The following is a 17,725-nucleotide window of genomic DNA, read 5'->3' on the forward strand; positions in this document are numbered from 1 at the left end:
TAGCATGGGCGATCTTCTGAAGGGCAAACGCGGTCTGGTCATGGGGGTCGCCAATGACCGATCCATTGCCTGGGGGATCGCCAAGGCACTGGCAGATGAAGGGGCGCAACTGGCCTTTTCCTATCAGGGCGACATGTTCGCGGGCCGCGTTAAGCCATTGGCGGAATCGGTGGGCTCAGACCTTCTGATCGACGTCGATGTAACGGACGATGCCAGCCTGGACGCGGCATTCGCGCAGATCACGGAACGCTGGGGCAAGCTGGACTTTCTGGTCCATGCCATCGCCTTCAGCAACAAGGACGAGCTGACTGGCCGGTTCATGGATACCAGCCGTTCCAATTTCAAACATTCGCTGGATATATCCTGCTACTCGCTGATCGAGGTCGCCCGGCGCGCCCACCCGCTGATGAGCGAAGGTAGCTCGATCATCACATTGACCTATGGCGGCTCGAACAGGGTAACGCCGTTCTATAATGTCATGGGCGTGGCAAAGGCAGCGCTTGAAGCCTCGGTACGTTATCTGGCCAATGATCTCGGCCCTGACGGGATCCGGGTGAATGCAATCAGCCCCGGCCCGATGAAAACGCTGGCCGGCGCTGCCATCGGCGGGGCACGGAAGACCTATCGCCACACCGCCGCCAATTCGCCCATGCGCGCCAATGCGACGCTGGAGGCGATCGGCGGCACGGCTGTCTGGTTGACCAGCGACTGGGCCAGTGCCACTACGGGCGAGATCATCATGGTCGATGGCGGCTATCATGTGCTGGGCATGCCCCAGAGCGAGAACCTGTGACCACGAGGCGCATATGACGCAGTTCTTCACGGCCGAAGACGGCGCGAAGCTGGCCTATTCGGATGAGGGCGAAGGACTGCCGGTCCTGTGCCTTGCCGGGCTGACGCGGAACATGGCCGATTTCGACTATGTCGCGCCGCATCTGCCAGGCGTTCGCATGATCCGCATGGATTATCGCGGGCGTGGCCAGTCGGATCACACCGGTGCCGACACCTATACCGTCCCGCAAGAGGGCAAGGACGCGCTTGCTTTGCTGAATTATCTGGGCATCGACAAGGCAGCGGTGCTTGGGACATCTCGGGGCGGGCTGATCGGGTTGCTGCTTGCAGCTGTGGCCAAGGACCGACTGCGGGGGCTGTGCCTGAACGATGTCGGCCCGGTGATCGAACGCGCGGGGCTGGAGCGGATCTTCGACTATGTCGGCCGGAACCCGGCCTCGAAAACGCATGAGGAACTTGCCGCCAAGCTGCCAGCCAACATGCCCGGCTTCGCCAATGTCCCCGAGGGCCGCTGGCTGGCGGATGCGCAAAAGCATTATGACGAAACGCCGGACGGGTTGCGCATCAAATACGACCCTGCCCTGCGAGAAGCGTTTCTGGCGGCGTTTGAGGGAGAGGCCCCGGACCTCTGGCCGCTATGGGAAGCGACGGCAGGACTGCCGGTGGCCGTGATCCGTGGGGCGAATTCGGATTTGCTGGGGCGCGAGGCGTTTGCCGAGATGCAGCGACGGCGGCCCGACGGGATTTATGCTGAGGTGCCGGATCGGGCGCATGTGCCGTGGCTGGATGAGGCCGAAAGTTTGGGTGCTGTCCGACGGTGGATCGAAGCCGTCAAGACAGCACCAGTCATACGCGCAGCGCATAGTTCAGAATAGGCAATCGCGCTTATTCGGAAACGGTAATGGTTTTTGTACCGGACATAATCTCGCTATTATTGCGGATGACCGCGACTTCTACCCGGTAATCCCCCGGAAGCGGTTGTCCCGGCCTGCCCGCGTAGAAAGTGAAGTCGGCCTTTTGGCGATCCTGCGGCTTGCTTTCACCTTCCGAAAATAAGGTGCCATCGGGTGCAACAATGGAAATCGACAGGATGTCAGCGGGTTTGAGATTTATCACCCAGACCCAACCAACGATGCCCGGACTCGTTGTCCGCGGCTCTTCCGGGGCACCTTCAACTGTAAGTCGGTCATAGTCAAGCGGCGCGCCCGCGAGGCCGAAATCTATGATCTGGACGTCATTCGTCGACAGCTGCGATCGTAATTTCTCTTCGAAAAGTGATGCATCGCTGTCGCCCTCAGCATCACACCCCCGCGTGAGATTTCGACCTGAGAACGGGTCAACTTCTGACCCGTCGCGGCGAACCGTAAGATGTACATGCGGGAACTGGGCCAAGCCCGATGCGCCAACAGAACCAAGCCTGTCGCCCGCCTGCACCTTATCACCCGGCTGCACCGCAACACTTCCGCGCTTCATGTGACAATATTGTGTCTCCAGCCCGTTTCCGTGCCGCAGAACAACACCATTTCCACATTCCTTGTCGCGGACGGCGTCGCGGGTTTCTTCATCAATCACAAGCCGATCAGGTTCACCATCGCGGACTGCTAGCACCACACCCTCTGCCGCAGCGACGACAGCGACATTTCGGGCCAATTCATTTAACGAGCGCAGCCGGATATCCAGCCCTTTATGGCCGTCATAGCTTGCTTTCCCGCAAAAGGGATCCTGCGCCCCTTCGCTGGGGTCCATGTCCGGGAACTGCTGGACGAAGCAATCCTGACCAATCTGACAGTCAATCGGAAGCTCTAGCTGTTGTGCGGCGAGGGGCGCTGTCCACGGAACAGAAAGGGCCATGACTAAAGCTGCAAGCTTATGAATTTTGATCATCGTCGCTCCTTATCAGTGTCGTCTGCTTAACGGTGTTGAGGCCTCGATCTTAACCAGCAGATTCCGCCGAATTAATCACGTTGTCATGACAAGCTAAAAAAGTGCGGTTTGCGGCCGACGCAGAAGTCTGCTGACTTCCGCGGGAGGTGCCGAAAAACTTCTATGGCCTTAGTGCGGCCTAAGATCTTCGCTGTTTTTCCAATTTCTGATAAGCTCGCGGAACTCAAAGTGATGGCCCGAAGCGTTTTGTGCGATCCGCTGGCAGTCCAGCCAGTCGTCCGGCGCAAACTCCGGGAAAAACGCATCCGCATCGTCAATTACCGTATCGACCTCGGTGATCAGCAGGCGATCCGCGCGAGGCAGCAATTCGCGATAGATGCGCTCGCCCCCGATACCGTAGATGCGGGCATATCCGGCGTCCTGTGCGGTCTGGATCGCGGTTTCGAGGTTCGGCACCGCATGGCCGGGCAGGTCCAGCGTCGAGGTGACGACGAGGTTCAGGCGGTCTTTCAGCGGCTTGTAGGGCAGGCTTTCCCATGTGCGGCGGCCCATGATGATCGCGCCGCCGAGGGTCTCACGCTTGAAAAAGGCCAGGTCCTCGGGGATGTGCCAGGGGATCTGGCCGTTCTTGCCGATGGCCCCGTTGCGGGCGCGGGCGACAATCAGGGTCAGCATCACACGGCCACCGGCGCCTTGATGCCGGGTGCTGGATCGTAGTTCAGGAACTCGAAATCCTCAAAACGGAAATCGAACAGAGAGTCGACCCTTCGGGTCAGCCGCAGTTGCGGCAGCGGGCGGGGATCGCGCGACAGCTGCAGTTCAACCTGCTCCAGATGGTTCGAATAGATATGCGCATCGCCGATGGAATGGACGAAATCGCCGGGCTCATAGCCCGTCACCTCGGCCAGCATCACAAGCAACAATGCGTATGACGCGATGTTGAACGGCACCCCAAGGAACATATCGGCAGAGCGCTGATAGAGCTGAAGGTGCATCTTGCGACCAATGATACGCACCTGCCACAGGGTGTGGCACGGCGGCAGTGCCATCTTTGGCACATCGCCCGGATTCCAGGCCGATACGATCAGGCGGCGACTGTCCGGCGTGTTACGGATCGCATCAAGCAGATCGGCAATCTGGTCCACTTCGCCCAGCAGAAGCCTAGGTTCCTGATCATCGGAGACGAGGCGGCTGGTCTTCGGGAAATGCCGCCACTGATGCCCATAGATCGGGCCCAGATCGCCGTCTTCGTCGGCCCATTCGTTCCAGATGCTGACGCCATTGTCTTGCAGGTATTTGACATTCGTATCGCCCGACAGAAACCACAGCAGTTCATGAATGATCGAGCGCAGGTGGAGCTTCTTCGTCGTGACCAGCGGAAAGCCCTCGGACAGGTCATAACGGCACTGCATACCGAAATAGGAAATCGTGCCTGTGCCGGTCCGGTCGGTCGAGACCGTTCCCTTATCGCGAACCAGCCGAAGTGCATCCAGATATTGACGCATGGCACGCCTCCACTCGCATATGTCGATATATGCTCGATACCGTCCGTGGCTTGTCATCTCAAGCCGGGAATCCGATATTGCCCCCCGTCCCGCCCCGTGCAAAGTTCGCCCACGCAACGCCAAACGGAAGGACATTCCCATGCCGCTACGCTATCTGCATACGATGGTCCGCGTGAAGGATCTTGAGAAATCCATGGAGTTTTACCGACTGCTGGGGCTTGAAGAGACACGGCGGATCGAAAACGATCAGGGCCGTTTCACGCTTGTGTTCATGGCCCCTCCCGGTCAGGAAGAATGTCCGGTCGAGCTGACCTATAACTGGGACGGCGACGATGGGCTGCCGTCCGACAGCCGGCACTTCGGACATTTGGCTTATCGTGTCGATAATATCTATGACATGTGCCAGAAGCTGATGGATGCGGGCGTCACGATCAATCGTCCGCCGCGCGATGGCCACATGGCCTTTGTCCGCAGCCCCGACAACGTGTCGGTAGAATTGCTTCAGGACGGACATCTTGAGCCGCAGGAGCCCTGGGCAAGCATGGAAAACACAGGTCACTGGTGATCCTCGCGGCCTGAAAAATGCGCAACCAATCGCCGAATGACGATTTGCAGTCGCGATGGATGCCGCGAATCCAAAGCATAGCTGAAGCGGGATCGCCTTATCGGGCGATCCGGCATTATCTCTGCCTTTTCTGGCGGGCGCAGCTTACAGCTTAAGCCGCTGGTTGCGACCACTTACGCTTGCTGACTGCGCGCTCTAATGTCAGGGGTATTTTCACGATTGGCATGGGCCCGAACAGACCATGAGCGAACGAGCAGAGTTCTCCGCAGGCTTTTCAGCACGCCATGATGTGGCGGTTGTCGTCGCTTGCGATGAAAATTACCTGCCCTACGCATCGGTCGCTGCGGCTCAGCTGGCACACCCGGAACGAAGCTATGACGTCCTGATTGGTGGGCCGCTGCCGCTGGAGCTTCCAGATTTTCTGCGGGTCCAGGGGATTGGCCATGTCGCCGCTGTCGATGCCACGATTGTTGATGCTCTGCCAACAGACGCGCGCCGCTCTGTCGCGACCTATATGGAGTTGTTCCTCGCCTCCGCCTTGCATGGGCAATATCGCCGGATCTTGGTGCTCGACAGCGATGTCGTTTTCGAACGCGGTGATCCGGGGCGCCTGCTGCGTGCTGACATACTGGACCATGCGGTTGCTGCCGTGCGTGACAACCGGCAATGGCGCACACCGAACCGCAGGGTGAGAGAGTTCCGGCAGCTTGCCCTGCCTGCCGCGCCATATTTCAATGCTGGTGTCGTCATGATTGACACCGAAGCTTGGGCAGAGGCTGGGTTGACAGCGCGCGCCGCAGAGTTCGCAAGAACCAAGCTTGCGGGTCTCGGGCGCGATCAGGCGCTGATGAACGGTATGCTGCACGGTGACTGGGCCGAGATCTGCCCGCTTTGGAACTGGCAGTTTACATGGTCCTCGGCGCAACTGATGTCCATGGCGGATCCTTGCATCGTCCACTTCATCGGCCCGAACAAACCGTGGCTGGACAGTGCCGATGGGATCGTGCCGATGCGCTTGCGGCAGGATTATGCACGAATCCTGCCGCAGTATTTCGCGGACGCAAAGCGCGGCTGCGGGCTGGATCGGCGGCACTGGCCTGCGAAAAGGACGCTCGGCAAGGCAATGTTCAAGCAGTGGCGGGCGGTTGGGCCTATGCTGGATTATCTGAATCGGTTCCCGGATGAGTACACCTTGCTTAGTCCTAAGCGCTGATCCCGCTCCCGACCGACACTAAGCGGTTGGCCTAACGTGGCTTAACGCCACTTCTCCGCAATCCATGTTGCGGGCAGATAGAAATGCCGCAGGTGCTTCGACAGGCTTTCACGGCGGCGGCCATCAAAGGTTGCCTTCAGGTGATCGCGCGGAGCGCGCACCGGATCATGCTTGGACCACTGCCCCAGCACCGCATCGTCGGGATTCAGATGACCGGCGAAGATCACCACTTTCGTACCCTTGGGGATTCGAGGCGGCTTGATGTAGTTCAGCGGAAACGGCGGAATGCAATGCAGCCGAAAATGGCTGACCCAGCCGCGCGGCCAGAACCTGACCCCGCCAGGGGCGTTATGGGTCACGAAACGCTGTTCGTAGCGGTACTTATCCGCTGCCGCTTGTGGATCGGCGCGGAACACATCCTGCATCGGTTTCAGCTTGCCAACCTGCATCCGATAGATCGACGTCTGGGCCATACGCTCAAACGGCGTATTGGGGTTCTTCGCGGTGATTGTGTCCGACGGGTCGCCGTATTCGAAGAACCCGTCGATATTGCCGGTGATAATGATATCCAGGTCCATGAACAGGACCGTGCCGGTGATGTCGCCCAGATCGCCCCAAAGCTGGGATTTCGGCCATTTGCCGGGGGTGTTCTTCGGCATGACAAAATCGGGCTCAGGCAGCGGGCGGACGACAATATCGGGGTGAAACCCTGTGCCATCATCGGTAAAGCAGATCACACGGAACGGAGGCGTGATGTTCCGCGCCACCATATTGTAGAAGCGGTTCACATATTCGGGCCCGTATTTTGTGCCCCATTTGATGCAGATGATCTGTTTCATGCCTGCCTTTGTGCAGCCCTTTCCGCAGCGCGGCAAGGGCTGTTGACTCTGTCTGCTGGCGCGCTATAAGCGCCGCTTCATTGGTGTTGGTGGACTCCGCAAGGGGAACCCTGTCAGGCGCAAGCCAAAGGACAACGCCCTTTTGAAACTGACAAAAGGAGATCAGCCGTGACCAAACGCACGTCTGCCAAGTACAAAATCGACCGCCGTATGGGCGAAAACATCTGGGGCCGCGCCAAATCCCCGGTCAACCGCCGCGAATATGGCCCCGGCCAGCACGGTCAGCGCCGCAAGAACAAACTGTCCGACTTCGGTACTCAGCTGCGCGCCAAGCAGAAGCTGAAAGGTTACTACGGCGACCTGACCGAAAAGCAGTTCCGCCGCATCTATGCCGAGGCAGAGCGTGTGAAGGGTGATACCGGTGAAAACCTGATCGGCCTGCTGGAGCGTCGTCTGGACGCCGTCGTCTATCGCGCGAAATTCGTGCCGACCATCTTCGCTGCACGTCAGTTCGTGAACCACGGCCATGTGGAAGTGAACGGCCAGAAAGTGAACATCGCGTCCTACCGCGTAAAGGAAGGCGACGTCGTCTCCATCCGCGAGCGTTCGCGCCAGCTTGCCATCGTTCTGGAAGCTGTTCAGCTGACCGAGCGTGACGTCCCGGATTATCTGGAAGTCGACCACAACAAGATGACCGCAAGCTTCGTGCGCACCCCTGCCCTGGGCGATGTGCCTTACGCTGTGCAGATGGAACCGAATCTGGTCGTCGAATATTACGCGAAGAACTGATCCTTCTGCGTTAGCATTTCAAAGGGCCGTCCTTCTGGGCGGCCTTTTTCATTTTGAACGACTGACGTGTCATACAGGGCAACGCATCGACGCGCTCAGATGCTGTCATGCCGGGCCGGGCGGATCCTCAGGCCATTCTATGAATAAAATTCGCAACCGCCTGTTTGGCGATCAACCACCCCATCCCCGAAATCCCGAATAAGTGTGCCTTGCATGTCGGGCCGGACCGTCATCAGATACTCCGCCGAGTCGCCACTTCCCCGATAGCGGACTTCTCCTGCTTCAGTCATCGTGACCTGACCGTCCGACAGCAGATCGGCACCCACGATTGACGCTTCGCCGGGAATGTCGCCCCAGACATCGAGATCCACAGGCTCATCGTTCTCGTCAACACACTTCCCGTCGGAGTAGCAGATGGTCGTGAAATCGCAGGTCATCCCATACGGGCCTTGCGAAAGGTCCTCGGCTTGCGCCGCCGATACGAGAGACGCGACCAGCAAAACACCAGCGAGCTTTGTAGCAAACGTCACCATAGCGTCCTTGCTGCACGATCCGGCCATTCGCGATCATAGTCCTCGCCTCCGACCTCTCCATCGGTCATACCCGCCAGGATGGCCCCGGCACGTGGCAAACCACTGCTGTCATCTTGCCCTGACCAAAGACCGGCACGCATCACGGCACGGGCACACTGAAAATAGACTTCGCCGATTTTGATGACGACGACGGTGCGCGGCTGCTTGCCATCCTTTGCGAAGCTTTCGCAAAGTTCGGCGTCATCGGTCACGCGCGCCCGCCCATTCACGCGGATAACAGTGTCAGAGCCGCGAATGAGAAACATCAGGCTCACCCGCTCGTCGCGGGCGATATTCCCAAGCGAATCGACCCGATCATTGCCCCGCCAATCAGGCATCGCAAGTGTGCCCGGATCGAATTCGCGCACCACCGGCCCATCGTCGCCGCGCGGGCTTGCATCGGTGCCTTCAGGTCCAACTGTGCTGAGGACGCAAAACCGCGCCCTTTCGATATAGGCGCGGTAAGCATCCGTCAGTCGTGTCGAAACCTTACGGATCGCGGCCGGCTTCGGCTCCCCGTAAATCTGTTGAAGATCTTCAGGGGAAAGCCAACGCATTATGTCAGTCCTTCTTGACCAGTCCGGCCAGAGCGGCCGCGAATGGGTTATCGGGATCTATCGGCTTTTCACCACGGGGCGGCCGCGCGGAGTAGTTCTTGGCCTTGTCACCACGATCATCCTTGCCGCGATTCTTGCCCTTGCCCGGTTTGCCGCCCTTGCCATCCTGTTTCTTGCCGTGACGAGGACGACCGCCATCGCCCTCCGCCCGCTGACCGGCCTCTTGCCGCGCGCCACCCTGGCGCCGTCCGCCGCCCTGTTTCTGGCGCGGTCCGCGCGGCTTGGGCGCCCAACGGAAAGTATAGAATACCTCCATCTCCGGCGCGGCTTCCTCGGCAGCGGCTTCGGCGTCTGCGGTGCTTTCGCCAGCGGCAGCGGCGGCCTCGGCCTCGGCTTTCTTTTTTTCAGCCTGCTCCGCTTCCCATTTCGCCCGTGTTTCAGCGGCCAGAACCGATTCTTCCTCGGTCACGGGGTGTTCGTGATCAACCTCTGCCGGTTGTGCTGGTGCAACTGCGGGTTCTGCCTTGGTCTTTTCCCGCTCGCCCTTCTCGGCACTGTAGCCAAGCCCCTCCATCAGGTTGGCGAATTGCTCCAGCGTCATGCCGGTGATGGAGAGCATATCTGCATTGGCCTCAAAGCCGCCGCGCGTATCCTGATTGCGCAGCATGTCTGCCAGACGCTCGACCATGTCTATGCGGATGGCGCGGTCCCCCGCTGGGCGATAGCCGGACAGCGTATAAACGCGCGCCGGCACATCCTTGATATTCGGAATGGTGACCAAACCGGGCGGCGGGCTTTCGGGGAACTCATCCAGCCCATCCCAAAGCCCCGACAGCACCAGCCGCAGCCGCGTCGGCGCGGGCTTCAGCAATGCAGGCATGAAAATCGTGAACTGACCGAAGCGAACGCCATGCTTGCGCAGCAAGCCGCGGGCATCCTGATCAAGCTCTTTGACCTCTCCGGCAACTTCCTCGCGGCGGATCAGACCAAGGTTTTCGACCAGGCGGAAAGCGAAGCCCCGTGCCAGCCCCGTCAGAGCCTCATCCTTCTGCATCGCCAGAAGCGGTTCGAACTGGGTTGCCACCTTACGGTCGATGAAATGCTGCAGGCGGCGCGTTACCTTTTCTGCAATCTCCGGCCCGGCTTCTTCATCGACAAAAGCCTGCACCGTCGGCTTCAGCGGCTCGGACCCTTTGACCAGCTTGCCGACAGCGGCATCGCCCCACATCAGGCCGCCCTGTTCGGTAAAGTCCAGCTCCGTATCCGGTGCATTATAGAAACGATCCGCCCGCAAGTGGAATTCGGGACGCAAAGCCTCGTAAGACGCACGGTTCAGCATCTTTGCCTCATCCGCGTTCTGGGTTGCATCCGCCCGGAAACGAAATCCTTCCAGTCGTCCGGCAAACTCGCCCTCGACACTGACTTCGCCCTTGTCATTCACCTCGGCCACGAGGGTCTCCTTCTGCTTGAGCCGGCGCATCAGCACAGAGGTGCGCCGGTCCACAAATCGTTGCGTAAGCGCTGCGTGCAGCGCATCTGACAATCGGTCTTCTACAGTGCGCGTCGCTTCGCGCCAATACGTCACATCCTCGACCCAGCCGCTTCGCTGCGCCACATATGTCCATGTTCTGATAAATGCCAACCGTTTCGACAACGCATCAATGTCGCCTTCGGTTCGGTCGATTCGTTCAATTGAGCGGGTCAGCCAGTCCGAGGGGATGGCCCCTTCCTGAAGAAAGGTAAAAATCCTCAGCAGCAGGCTGGTATGTTCGGCAGGTGAAATGCTGCGGAAGTCCGGAATGCGGCAGACCTCCCATAGCAGTCGAACATCCGGGGCACCGGTGACGCGGTCGATGATCTCTGGCATCTCGCGGAGGGTTTTCAACGCGGCCAGATCATCCGCCTCGCGTCCGCGGGTCAGCCACTCACTGTCCGGCGCGGCCTCCAGACTTTGAACCAGTCGGTCCATCGTGCCGAATTCCAGCCGGGGGTTTCGCCAGATAAGCCGGTTGATGGGCGCGAAGCGGTGGTTTTCGATGGCACCGATCAGACCTTCGTCCAGGGGGCTCGCCTCTCCGGTGACGCCGAATGTTCCGGGTTCCGTATGACGGCCCGCACGCCCCGCGATCTGGCCCATTTCATGTGGAAACAGCGGGCGCATCCGCCGCCCGTCAAACTTCACGGTCGAGGAGAACGCGACGTGCCGGATATCGAGGTTCAGCCCCATCCCGATGGCGTCGGTCGCGACAAGATGATCAACCTCGCCCGACTGATACATCTCGACCTGCGCATTGCGTGTGCGTGGCGAAAGCGCGCCCATCACGACGGCAGCCCCCCCCTTCTGACGCCGCAACAGCTCGGCAATCGCGTAAACATCATCGACCGAGAATCCGACGATTGCCGAACGCGAAGGCATCCTGCTGATCTTCTTAGATCCGGCCCAGCTGAGCGTCGAGAAACGCTCTCTCCGCATGAACTGGATCTTATCGACAAGCGCTGAAATGGCTGGCCGCATGGTGTCTGACCCCAGCAGGAGCGTTTCGTGCAGACCACGCGCACGCAGCAACCGGTCGGTAAAGACATGGCCGCGCTGCGGATCAGCGCAAAGCTGGATTTCATCGACGGCGACGAAATCGGCCACCACCTCTGGCATGGCTTCGGTCGTGGCCACCCAATATTGCGCCCGTGGCGGCACGATCCGCTCTTCCCCGGTCACGAGCGCGACGACAGAAGGCCCGCGCGCCTTCACGATCCGGTCATAGACCTCTCTCGCCAGCAGGCGCAGCGGCAAGCCGATAACGCCAGTACGATGCGCCAGCATCCGCTCTATCGCGTAATGGGTTTTGCCGGTATTGGTCGGGCCCAGCACAGCCGTGATACGTGACATGCCTGCCCCTTTTAAGTTGGCTCAGATGTCGGTACCGGTCTCGACCGCGTCAAGACGCTTGGTGGCCTCAATCGCATCCGGCTGATTGGGGTGGATGTCCAGACTACGCCGAAACGCGTCTGCCGCGCGTTCGTTATCGCCCAGCTCCTCCAGCATGGCGCCAAGCTGGCTCAGCGCCAGAAACTGCTTCGGCTCCAGTTCCAACGCCTTCGACAGATCATAGGCGGCCGGTCCGTAATTCCCGTTCAGCCAATAGGCCAGCCCGCGAAGCTGATAGCCCATCGCGTGATCGGGCGCGTGATCGACAAGGGCGGTCAGATGGCCGATGGCGGTTGGGAAATCGCCCTCGTCCAAGGCATTTTCGCCGCGCATCTGGATCAGGTTCAGCGGCTCTGACCCGGTATCCTCCCATGCGGACAGGATTTCGGCCTCGGCCTCCATCCACGCATCACCTTCTTTTTGGGCCAGCAGGTCGAACAGCGCAGCGTCTGCGGGGGCCGCTTGCGCTTGCACCGGGATGCCTGCGATGGCAAATGCCGTGACGGCACATTGGAAAAAGCGGATGGGCCAGATCATATGTGTGTTGTAACCCGACAGACCGGGCAACCGCCAGTCACGTTTACGGAGGAAAACATGAGCGATGTGATCAACGCGGCAGTAACCGCACTTAACGAAAAACTGGGCAGCTTCGACGAGGGCACCGCCAAGTTCGTGATCGAGGACGAAGGTTCGATCATGGTCGATGGCGAAGGCGCCCGCGCAGGCGATGATGAGGCAGAGGTCACACTGACCGCAAGCCGCGAAACCTTCGAAGGTATGCTGAATGGGGATGTGAACCCGACCACCGCCTTCATGACCGGCAAGCTGAAAGTCGACGGCAATATGGGCCTTGCGATGAAGCTTGGCTCCGCCCTCGCCTGATCGCCCCACATAAGGCCTGACACTTCATGGATCTTTCGCCCGCCCCGTTTCATCAGCTTCCCGACACGACGGAAACCCCGGCAGAAGCCTTCTGGCTGCGCACGGATGACGATGTCAGGTTGCGTGTCGCTCTGTGGCGGGCGAAAAATCCTGTGGAAACGGTGCTGCTGTTTCCGGGTCGTACCGAATATGTCGAAAAATACGCCCCTGTCGCGGCGCTGCTGAACGAACTCGACATCAATGTGCTGTCGATCGACTGGCGCGGTCAGGGTCTGGCCGACCGGCTTCAGGAAAATCCTCGCCCCGGCCATATCGGAGAGTTCGCGCAGTATCAGCTTGATGTTGTCGCCCTTGTCGAGGCCGCAGCGGCGCTGAGCCTGCCTGAACCCTGGCACTTGCTGGCCCATTCGATGGGTGGGGCCATCGGGCTGGCAGCGCTGATCAATGGCCTGCCTGTTCGGACGGCAACATTCTCTGCGCCGATGTGGGGGATCAACCATGCGCCGATGCCCCGCGGCGTCGCAATGGGCCTGTCACAGATCGCGGCAAAGCTGGGTCGCGGCGGACGTGCGGCCTTCGGCACCGGCGGCGACGGCACCTATCTGCTGGATGAACCGTTCCGCAACAATATGCTGACCGGCAATGCCGATGCCTGGGCCCGTCAGCTGCGCGAATCAGCCAATTGGCAAGACCTCACAATCGGCGGTGCAAGCTATCGCTGGGTCGGTCAAGCCCTGGAAGAGTGCCGCCGTCTGGCCGCAGAGCCATCTCCCGACATCCCTATGCTCGTCTCACTGGGGTCAAAAGAACTGATCGTGTCGGCCCCCGCGATCCGTGAGCGCGCCGCCGGTTGGCCCGCCGGGACGCTGCTGGAACTGGATGGCGGACATCACGAGGTGATGTTCGAAACGCCGGATCTGCAACAGGAATTCTTCAGCGCCTTCATAAATCTCATCCGTTCCGCCCAGCCGGCGGTCAAACAAGCCGCCGGGGGTTGAACAGCGGCCAGTCAGCCTGCACATCTGGGGCAACAGAAAGGAAGCCCCGATGCGCTTTGACCGAGAGATTGCCCGAGACACCTCCCTGACCGCCACCAAGACCGATTTCGGCGACCTCCCGGATTGGGACCTGACCGACCTGTACCCGGCGCCCGATGCAGCTGAACTGAGGGTCGACCTGGAGGCGCTTGAAAAGAAAACCGCGAGCTTCGCAGCGGATTATCAGGGCAAGCTGGCGGATCTGGACGCGGCAGCGATGTTGGAATGTATCCGCCGCTATGAACAGATCGACATCCTTGCCGGTCGCATCATGTCCTATGCAGGTCTGCGCTATTACCAGAACACCACTGACGCCGCACGCGCCAAGCTGCTGTCCGACCTGCAGGCCAAGATCACCGATTTCACCGCCCCGCTGGTTTTCTTCAGCCTCGAATTCAACCGCATACCGGATGAAACCTATAACGCAGTCTTTACAGCCCCGGACGGCCCGGCCCGCTACAGACCCGTCTTTGACCGGATGCGCACCATGCGTCCCTATCAGCTTTCTGATGAGCTTGAGACATTTCTGCACGACAACTCTGTCGTGGGTGCGGCTGCGTGGAACCGTTTATTCGATGAAACGATGGCGGGGCTGGAATTCGACGTCGATGGCGAGACCCTGCAGCTAGAGGCGGTCCTGACCCTTCTGACCGATCACGACCGCGCCAAGCGAGAGGCAGCCGCGCGCGCACTTGCAAAAGTATTCGGAAAGAACGTGAAGCTGTTCGCGCGCGTTCACAACACATTGGCCAAGGAAAAGGCGGTCGAGGACAAATGGCGCAAGATGCCCACCCCTCAGCATGCGCGTCACCTGTCCAACCATGTCGAGCCTGAGGTGGTCGAGGCGCTGCGAAACGCTGTCACAACCGCCTATCCGCGCATCTCGCACCGCTACTATGCGCTCAAGGCGAAATGGCTCGGGCTCGAAAAACTGCAGGTCTGGGACCGCAACGCCCCGCTGCCGACCGAAACGCCCAAGACAGTCGGCTGGGAAGAAGCGAAAGCCACGGTGCTGGACGCCTATGCCGGCTTTTCGCCCAAGCTGGCCGAATTGGCAGAGCCGTTCTTCAATCGCGGCTGGATCGACGCCGCGGTGAAGCCCGGCAAGGCACCGGGTGCGTTCGCCCATCCGACTGTCACCACGGTTCATCCCTATGTCATGTTGAACTACCTCGGCAAACCGCGGGACGTGATGACACTTGCGCATGAACTCGGCCACGGCGTCCATCAGCGACTGGCGGCAGAACAGGGTGAGCTTCTGGCCTCTACCCCTTTGACACTTGCCGAAACTGCAAGCGTCTTCGGCGAAATGCTGACCTTCCGCAAGCTACTGGCAGAAACCACAGACCCGGCGCAGAAAAAAGCGCTGCTGGCTGGCAAGGTCGAAGATATGATCAACACGGTCGTGCGCCAGATCAGCTTTTATGATTTCGAGGTCCGGCTACACGCCGCCCGCGCAGAAGGCGAGCTGACGCCGGATGACATTAACGCCATCTGGATGGAGGTCGCACATGAAAGCCTTGGTCCGGCCTTTGAATTCATGCCGGGTTACGAAACCTTCTGGTCCTATGTCCCGCATTTCGTTCACTCACCCTTCTACGTCTACGCTTATGCGTTCGGTGACGGGCTGGTGAACGCACTTTATGCCGCCTATGAGGCCGCGCCAGAGGGCTTCCAGCAGAAATATTTCGACATGTTGGCCGCCGGTGGCTCCAAGCACCATAAAGAATTACTATCCCCCTTCGGCTTGGACGCGTCTGATCCAGCCTTCTGGGACAAGGGTCTTTCAATGATCGAAGGCTTCATCGACGAACTTGAAGCGATGGAGATCTAACTGCTTATCTCACCCGCCGCCTGTGCCGCAGTCGTGGCGCGGACGACGGGCCCTTACACATCCCGCTTCTTCTCAAAATAAGCAAAGGCTAATTGCCGGTGCAGACCGGGAAAGAGTTGCATCTCGCATGCATATGGTACCTGCTGTATAATTGCGGCTATGGACGCCGCGATCACCCTGTGCCGCATACCGCTACGCCGCCTGAACGAACTGGCCGGGCTGCGCCAGCTTCCGGGCCAATATGCCAATGACGGGGCGGATATGATCCTGGACGACACGCCGGCGCTAAGTTTCCACGCCATCCATGCTGACGGGCGTCTGGTCGGCATGTTCAAGCTTGATCCGAACTATCCAGAGCGCCACGCTTTCGCAGCACCAGATGATCTCGGCCTGCGCGGAGTGCTGATCGACGTCGATTTTCAGGGTCACGGCTATGGCACAGCCGCCATGATGGTATTGCCCGGATATGCCGCGATGAACTATCCCGATAAGCGCCGGCTTTTTCTCACCGTCAATCTGCTGAACCCGGCCGCCTACATGGCCTATATCAAGGCCGGCTTCGTTGATGAGGGGCAGATCTACACTGGCGGATCGCGCGGACCGCAGCATATCCTCTGGGCACACCTGCCCCAGACAGAAAAGACGCCATGCTCCGGAAAATCATCATCGCCATGCTCGGCCTGATCGCCATTGCGGCTATCGCCTTTTTCACCTTTGCACCCGGTTACGTTGAAGACAGCCTGAACCCGGTGACGACACCGGAAGGCGGCTGGCCCGTCAGCGCAGATGCGCAGGCACTGCACGACCGCTTGATTATCGGTGACTGGCATTCCGACGCATTGCTGTGGGACCGAAATCTGCTGAAGCGGGCGGGTCGCGGCCATACGGATGTTCCCCGCCTGCAGGAAGGCAACGTCGCGGTACAGGTCTTTACCACCGTGACCAAAAGCCCGTCGGGTCTCAACTACGGCCGGAACAGCGCCGACGCGCCCGACAGCATCACCAAGCTCGTCATGGGCCAGCTACGTCCGATCCGGACATGGTCAAGCCTGAAGGAACGCGCCCTCGATCAGGCCGCTCGCCTGCAGGCAATGGCAGAGCGGGAGCCTGAAAACCTTCGTATCATACGATCATCCACAGATCTGGGCCAACTGCTCGCGGCCAGAGAGGACGGCGCAAAGACCGTCGGCGCCATACTCGGAACCGAGGGCGGGCACCCGCTGGAAGGCGACATCGCCAACCTGGCGACGCTCTATGACGCCGGTTTCCGTGTGATGGGCCTGACCCATTTCTTCGACAATGAAATCGGCGGCTCGCTGCACGGCGAAAGCGGCGCGGGTCTGTCCGATTTCGGCGCAGAGGTCGTGGAGGAACTGATGGTCCGGGGCATGGTCATAGACCTCGCCCATGCGAGCCCCCAGATGGTCCGCGATGTCCTTGCAATCCAAGGCGCGAAACCAATCATTTCGCACAGCGGTATCCACGGAAATTGCGACACACCGCGTAATCTCCCCGATGATCTGGTCCGCGCGGTGGCAGACGAGGGTGGCGTGATCGGCATAGGCTACTGGCGGGATGTGAACTGCGGTGCCACGCCCGCCGATATCGCAAAATCCATACGCGCCGCTATTACGCTGGTCGGCGAAGATCACGTCTCTCTCGGCTCGGATTATGACGGCTCTGTAGATGCGCCTTTCGACGCGGCTGGCATCGTCGCCCTGACGCAGGCACTGATGGACAGCGGCCTCAGCGAAGATCAGATCGCGAAGGTCATGGGCGACAATATGATGCGCTACCTGTCAGAAACCCTGCCGGATGGCTGATCTCTTCGGTGCTGAAATACCTCGGGGTGAGGTGCGCAGCACCGAGGGGCAGAGCCCCTTATCACCAGACGATTTCCTCCATCGGGTCATACCAGGCCGCATATTGCCCCCAAACGGCGCGGCCCAGCATACGCGGCCGGTGATGCAATTTGGCAAGCTCTGCCTGCGTGACCCATCGTGCCCGGTCTACGACGCCTTCAGGATCGTTCAGGATAATCTCGCTTTCATCCACCAGCGTCGCGCGATGGATCAGGTCGACCTGATGAAACCCTTTCTTTGAATCGCGGAACTCATTGACCAGAATGATCGCGCCGACCTTGATCCGCAGGCCGGTCTCTTCCATGACCTCACGCTCAAGATTTTCGGGCAGCGATTGCCCCGGCTCTGCCCCGCCACCCGGCAAGCACCACATGTCAGAGCCGTATTCCGGCGGATAGGCATTGACCACCAGCACCCGGTCATCACGCAGAATAGCGGCGCGTACGGCCAGACGTGGCCGCGCCATTT

At 60.0% G+C, this 17,725-nt stretch carries 19 protein-coding genes; 10 read left to right on the forward strand and 9 right to left on the reverse strand.

What is annotated here, in order from left to right; genetic code table 11:
* Positions 1 to 4 precede the first annotated feature (4 nt).
* Both PAF20_RS11390 and PAF20_RS11395 read left to right on the forward strand, forming a co-directional pair.
* Positions 5 to 793 (forward strand): enoyl-ACP reductase FabI, encoded by a 789-nt coding sequence (locus tag PAF20_RS11390; protein ID WP_271070754.1) that lies wholly within the window; start codon positions 5 to 7, stop codon positions 791 to 793.
* Between the two features lie 13 nt (positions 794 to 806).
* Positions 807 to 1,667: an alpha/beta fold hydrolase gene (locus PAF20_RS11395; RefSeq protein ID WP_271070755.1), complete on the forward strand. Its 861-nt coding sequence runs from the start codon at positions 807 to 809 to the stop codon at positions 1,665 to 1,667.
* 10 nt (positions 1,668 to 1,677) lie between these two features.
* Here the strand turns inward: PAF20_RS11395 and PAF20_RS11400 are convergent, their stop codons facing one another.
* The 3 genes from PAF20_RS11400 to PAF20_RS11410 all read right to left on the reverse strand — a co-directional run bounded on the left by PAF20_RS11400 (position 1,678) and on the right by PAF20_RS11410 (position 4,181).
* On the reverse strand, positions 1,678 to 2,676 hold the full coding sequence (locus PAF20_RS11400; RefSeq protein WP_271070756.1) for a M23 family metallopeptidase: 999 nt from the start codon (positions 2,674 to 2,676) through the stop codon (positions 1,678 to 1,680).
* 168 nt (positions 2,677 to 2,844) lie between these two features.
* Entirely contained in the window at positions 2,845 to 3,351 is a 507-nt protein-coding gene (locus PAF20_RS11405) for a dihydrofolate reductase (RefSeq protein ID WP_271070757.1), read from the reverse strand.
* A complete protein-coding gene (locus PAF20_RS11410) occupies positions 3,351 to 4,181 on the reverse strand; it encodes a thymidylate synthase (RefSeq protein ID WP_271070758.1) in 831 nt (276 codons plus the stop codon). The genes PAF20_RS11405 and PAF20_RS11410 overlap by 1 nt, the downstream gene beginning before the upstream one ends.
* 139 nt (positions 4,182 to 4,320) lie before the next feature.
* Between PAF20_RS11410 and PAF20_RS11415 the strand changes: the two genes are divergently transcribed.
* Positions 4,321 to 4,746: a VOC family protein gene (locus PAF20_RS11415; protein WP_271070759.1), complete on the forward strand. Its 426-nt coding sequence runs from the start codon at positions 4,321 to 4,323 to the stop codon at positions 4,744 to 4,746.
* A 241-nt stretch (positions 4,747 to 4,987) separates the two neighbouring features.
* Complete coding sequence (locus PAF20_RS11420) at positions 4,988 to 5,959, forward strand: glycosyltransferase family 8 protein (RefSeq protein WP_271070760.1); 972 nt, start codon at positions 4,988 to 4,990, stop codon at positions 5,957 to 5,959.
* Positions 5,960 to 6,000: 41 nt separating this feature from the next.
* Here the strand turns inward: PAF20_RS11420 and PAF20_RS11425 are convergent, their stop codons facing one another.
* Complete coding sequence (locus PAF20_RS11425; protein ID WP_271070761.1) at positions 6,001 to 6,798, reverse strand: glycosyl transferase; 798 nt, start codon at positions 6,796 to 6,798, stop codon at positions 6,001 to 6,003.
* Between the two features lie 168 nt (positions 6,799 to 6,966).
* On the opposite strand from PAF20_RS11425, the gene rpsD reads away from it, so the two are divergent.
* Positions 6,967 to 7,587: a 30S ribosomal protein S4 gene (gene rpsD / locus PAF20_RS11430; RefSeq protein WP_271070762.1), complete on the forward strand. Its 621-nt coding sequence runs from the start codon at positions 6,967 to 6,969 to the stop codon at positions 7,585 to 7,587.
* Between the two features lie 137 nt (positions 7,588 to 7,724).
* Here the strand turns inward: rpsD and PAF20_RS11435 are convergent, their stop codons facing one another.
* The 4 genes from PAF20_RS11435 to PAF20_RS11450 are packed head-to-tail and all read right to left on the reverse strand — an operon-like array spanning position 7,725 to position 12,179.
* Positions 7,725 to 8,117, reverse strand: a complete 393-nt coding sequence (locus PAF20_RS11435) for a hypothetical protein (RefSeq protein ID WP_271070763.1) — start codon at positions 8,115 to 8,117, stop codon at positions 7,725 to 7,727.
* Positions 8,114 to 8,716: a pyridoxamine 5'-phosphate oxidase family protein gene (locus tag PAF20_RS11440; protein ID WP_271070764.1), complete on the reverse strand. Its 603-nt coding sequence runs from the start codon at positions 8,714 to 8,716 to the stop codon at positions 8,114 to 8,116. Before PAF20_RS11440 ends, PAF20_RS11435 begins: the two co-directional genes overlap by 4 nt.
* 4 nt (positions 8,717 to 8,720) lie before the next feature.
* Positions 8,721 to 11,603: a helicase-related protein gene (locus PAF20_RS11445; RefSeq protein WP_271070765.1), complete on the reverse strand. Its 2,883-nt coding sequence runs from the start codon at positions 11,601 to 11,603 to the stop codon at positions 8,721 to 8,723.
* A gap of 21 nt (positions 11,604 to 11,624) precedes the next feature.
* The gene (locus PAF20_RS11450) at positions 11,625 to 12,179 is read right to left on the reverse strand and encodes a tetratricopeptide repeat protein (RefSeq protein WP_271070766.1); all 555 of its coding nucleotides are present in this window, start codon (positions 12,177 to 12,179) and stop codon (positions 11,625 to 11,627) included.
* A gap of 57 nt (positions 12,180 to 12,236) precedes the next feature.
* On the opposite strand from PAF20_RS11450, the gene PAF20_RS11455 reads away from it, so the two are divergent.
* The 5 genes from PAF20_RS11455 (at position 12,237) to PAF20_RS11475 (ending at position 17,218) form a co-directional block, all read left to right on the forward strand.
* Positions 12,237 to 12,524 (forward strand): SCP2 sterol-binding domain-containing protein, encoded by a 288-nt coding sequence (locus PAF20_RS11455; RefSeq protein WP_271070767.1) that lies wholly within the window; start codon positions 12,237 to 12,239, stop codon positions 12,522 to 12,524.
* Positions 12,525 to 12,550: 26 nt separating this feature from the next.
* Positions 12,551 to 13,522 carry an alpha/beta fold hydrolase gene (locus PAF20_RS11460; protein WP_271070768.1) on the forward strand — a complete coding sequence of 324 codons (972 nt, stop codon included), beginning with the start codon at positions 12,551 to 12,553 and terminating at the stop codon, positions 13,520 to 13,522.
* A 49-nt stretch (positions 13,523 to 13,571) separates the two neighbouring features.
* Positions 13,572 to 15,395 (forward strand): M3 family oligoendopeptidase, encoded by a 1,824-nt coding sequence (locus tag PAF20_RS11465; protein WP_271070769.1) that lies wholly within the window; start codon positions 13,572 to 13,574, stop codon positions 15,393 to 15,395.
* Between the two features lie 159 nt (positions 15,396 to 15,554).
* Positions 15,555 to 16,079 (forward strand): GNAT family N-acetyltransferase, encoded by a 525-nt coding sequence (locus PAF20_RS11470; protein ID WP_271070770.1) that lies wholly within the window; start codon positions 15,555 to 15,557, stop codon positions 16,077 to 16,079.
* Positions 16,043 to 17,218, forward strand: a complete 1,176-nt coding sequence (locus PAF20_RS11475; RefSeq protein ID WP_271070771.1) for a dipeptidase — start codon at positions 16,043 to 16,045, stop codon at positions 17,216 to 17,218. Before PAF20_RS11470 ends, PAF20_RS11475 begins: the two co-directional genes overlap by 37 nt.
* A 61-nt stretch (positions 17,219 to 17,279) precedes the next feature.
* Here the strand turns inward: PAF20_RS11475 and PAF20_RS11480 are convergent, their stop codons facing one another.
* The gene (locus tag PAF20_RS11480; protein WP_271070772.1) at positions 17,280 to 17,723 is read right to left on the reverse strand and encodes an NUDIX domain-containing protein; all 444 of its coding nucleotides are present in this window, start codon (positions 17,721 to 17,723) and stop codon (positions 17,280 to 17,282) included.
* Positions 17,724 to 17,725: the final 2 nt, after the last annotated feature.

Source organism: Paracoccus albus, from assembly GCF_027913035.1.
Classification (GTDB): Bacteria; Pseudomonadota; Alphaproteobacteria; order Rhodobacterales; family Rhodobacteraceae; genus Paracoccus; species Paracoccus albus.

What these genes read in the sequence shown, in the direction of transcription:
- PAF20_RS11400 (WP_271070756.1), bottom strand. Translation starts at nt 2,676, where the DNA reads ATGATCAAAATTCATAAGCTTGCAGCTTTAGTCATGGCCCTTTCTGTT.
- PAF20_RS11460 (WP_271070768.1), top strand. Translation starts at nt 12,551, where the DNA reads ATGGATCTTTCGCCCGCCCCGTTTCATCAGCTTCCCGACACGACGGAA.
- PAF20_RS11465 (WP_271070769.1), top strand. Translation starts at nt 13,572, where the DNA reads ATGCGCTTTGACCGAGAGATTGCCCGAGACACCTCCCTGACCGCCACC.
- PAF20_RS11410 (WP_271070758.1), bottom strand. Translation starts at nt 4,181, where the DNA reads ATGCGTCAATATCTGGATGCACTTCGGCTGGTTCGCGATAAGGGAACG.
- PAF20_RS11455 (WP_271070767.1), top strand. Translation starts at nt 12,237, where the DNA reads ATGAGCGATGTGATCAACGCGGCAGTAACCGCACTTAACGAAAAACTG.
- PAF20_RS11475 (WP_271070771.1), top strand. Translation starts at nt 16,043, where the DNA reads ATGCTCCGGAAAATCATCATCGCCATGCTCGGCCTGATCGCCATTGCG.
- PAF20_RS11395 (WP_271070755.1), top strand. Translation starts at nt 807, where the DNA reads ATGACGCAGTTCTTCACGGCCGAAGACGGCGCGAAGCTGGCCTATTCG.
- PAF20_RS11480 (WP_271070772.1), bottom strand. Translation starts at nt 17,723, where the DNA reads ATGGCGCGGCCACGTCTGGCCGTACGCGCCGCTATTCTGCGTGATGAC.
- PAF20_RS11405 (WP_271070757.1), bottom strand. Translation starts at nt 3,351, where the DNA reads ATGCTGACCCTGATTGTCGCCCGCGCCCGCAACGGGGCCATCGGCAAG.
- PAF20_RS11440 (WP_271070764.1), bottom strand. Translation starts at nt 8,716, where the DNA reads ATGCGTTGGCTTTCCCCTGAAGATCTTCAACAGATTTACGGGGAGCCG.
- PAF20_RS11425 (WP_271070761.1), bottom strand. Translation starts at nt 6,798, where the DNA reads ATGAAACAGATCATCTGCATCAAATGGGGCACAAAATACGGGCCCGAA.
- PAF20_RS11470 (WP_271070770.1), top strand. Translation starts at nt 15,555, where the DNA reads ATGGACGCCGCGATCACCCTGTGCCGCATACCGCTACGCCGCCTGAAC.
- PAF20_RS11415 (WP_271070759.1), top strand. Translation starts at nt 4,321, where the DNA reads ATGCCGCTACGCTATCTGCATACGATGGTCCGCGTGAAGGATCTTGAG.
- PAF20_RS11390 (WP_271070754.1), top strand. Translation starts at nt 5, where the DNA reads ATGGGCGATCTTCTGAAGGGCAAACGCGGTCTGGTCATGGGGGTCGCC.
- PAF20_RS11445 (WP_271070765.1), bottom strand. Translation starts at nt 11,603, where the DNA reads ATGTCACGTATCACGGCTGTGCTGGGCCCGACCAATACCGGCAAAACC.
- PAF20_RS11420 (WP_271070760.1), top strand. Translation starts at nt 4,988, where the DNA reads ATGAGCGAACGAGCAGAGTTCTCCGCAGGCTTTTCAGCACGCCATGAT.
- PAF20_RS11450 (WP_271070766.1), bottom strand. Translation starts at nt 12,179, where the DNA reads ATGATCTGGCCCATCCGCTTTTTCCAATGTGCCGTCACGGCATTTGCC.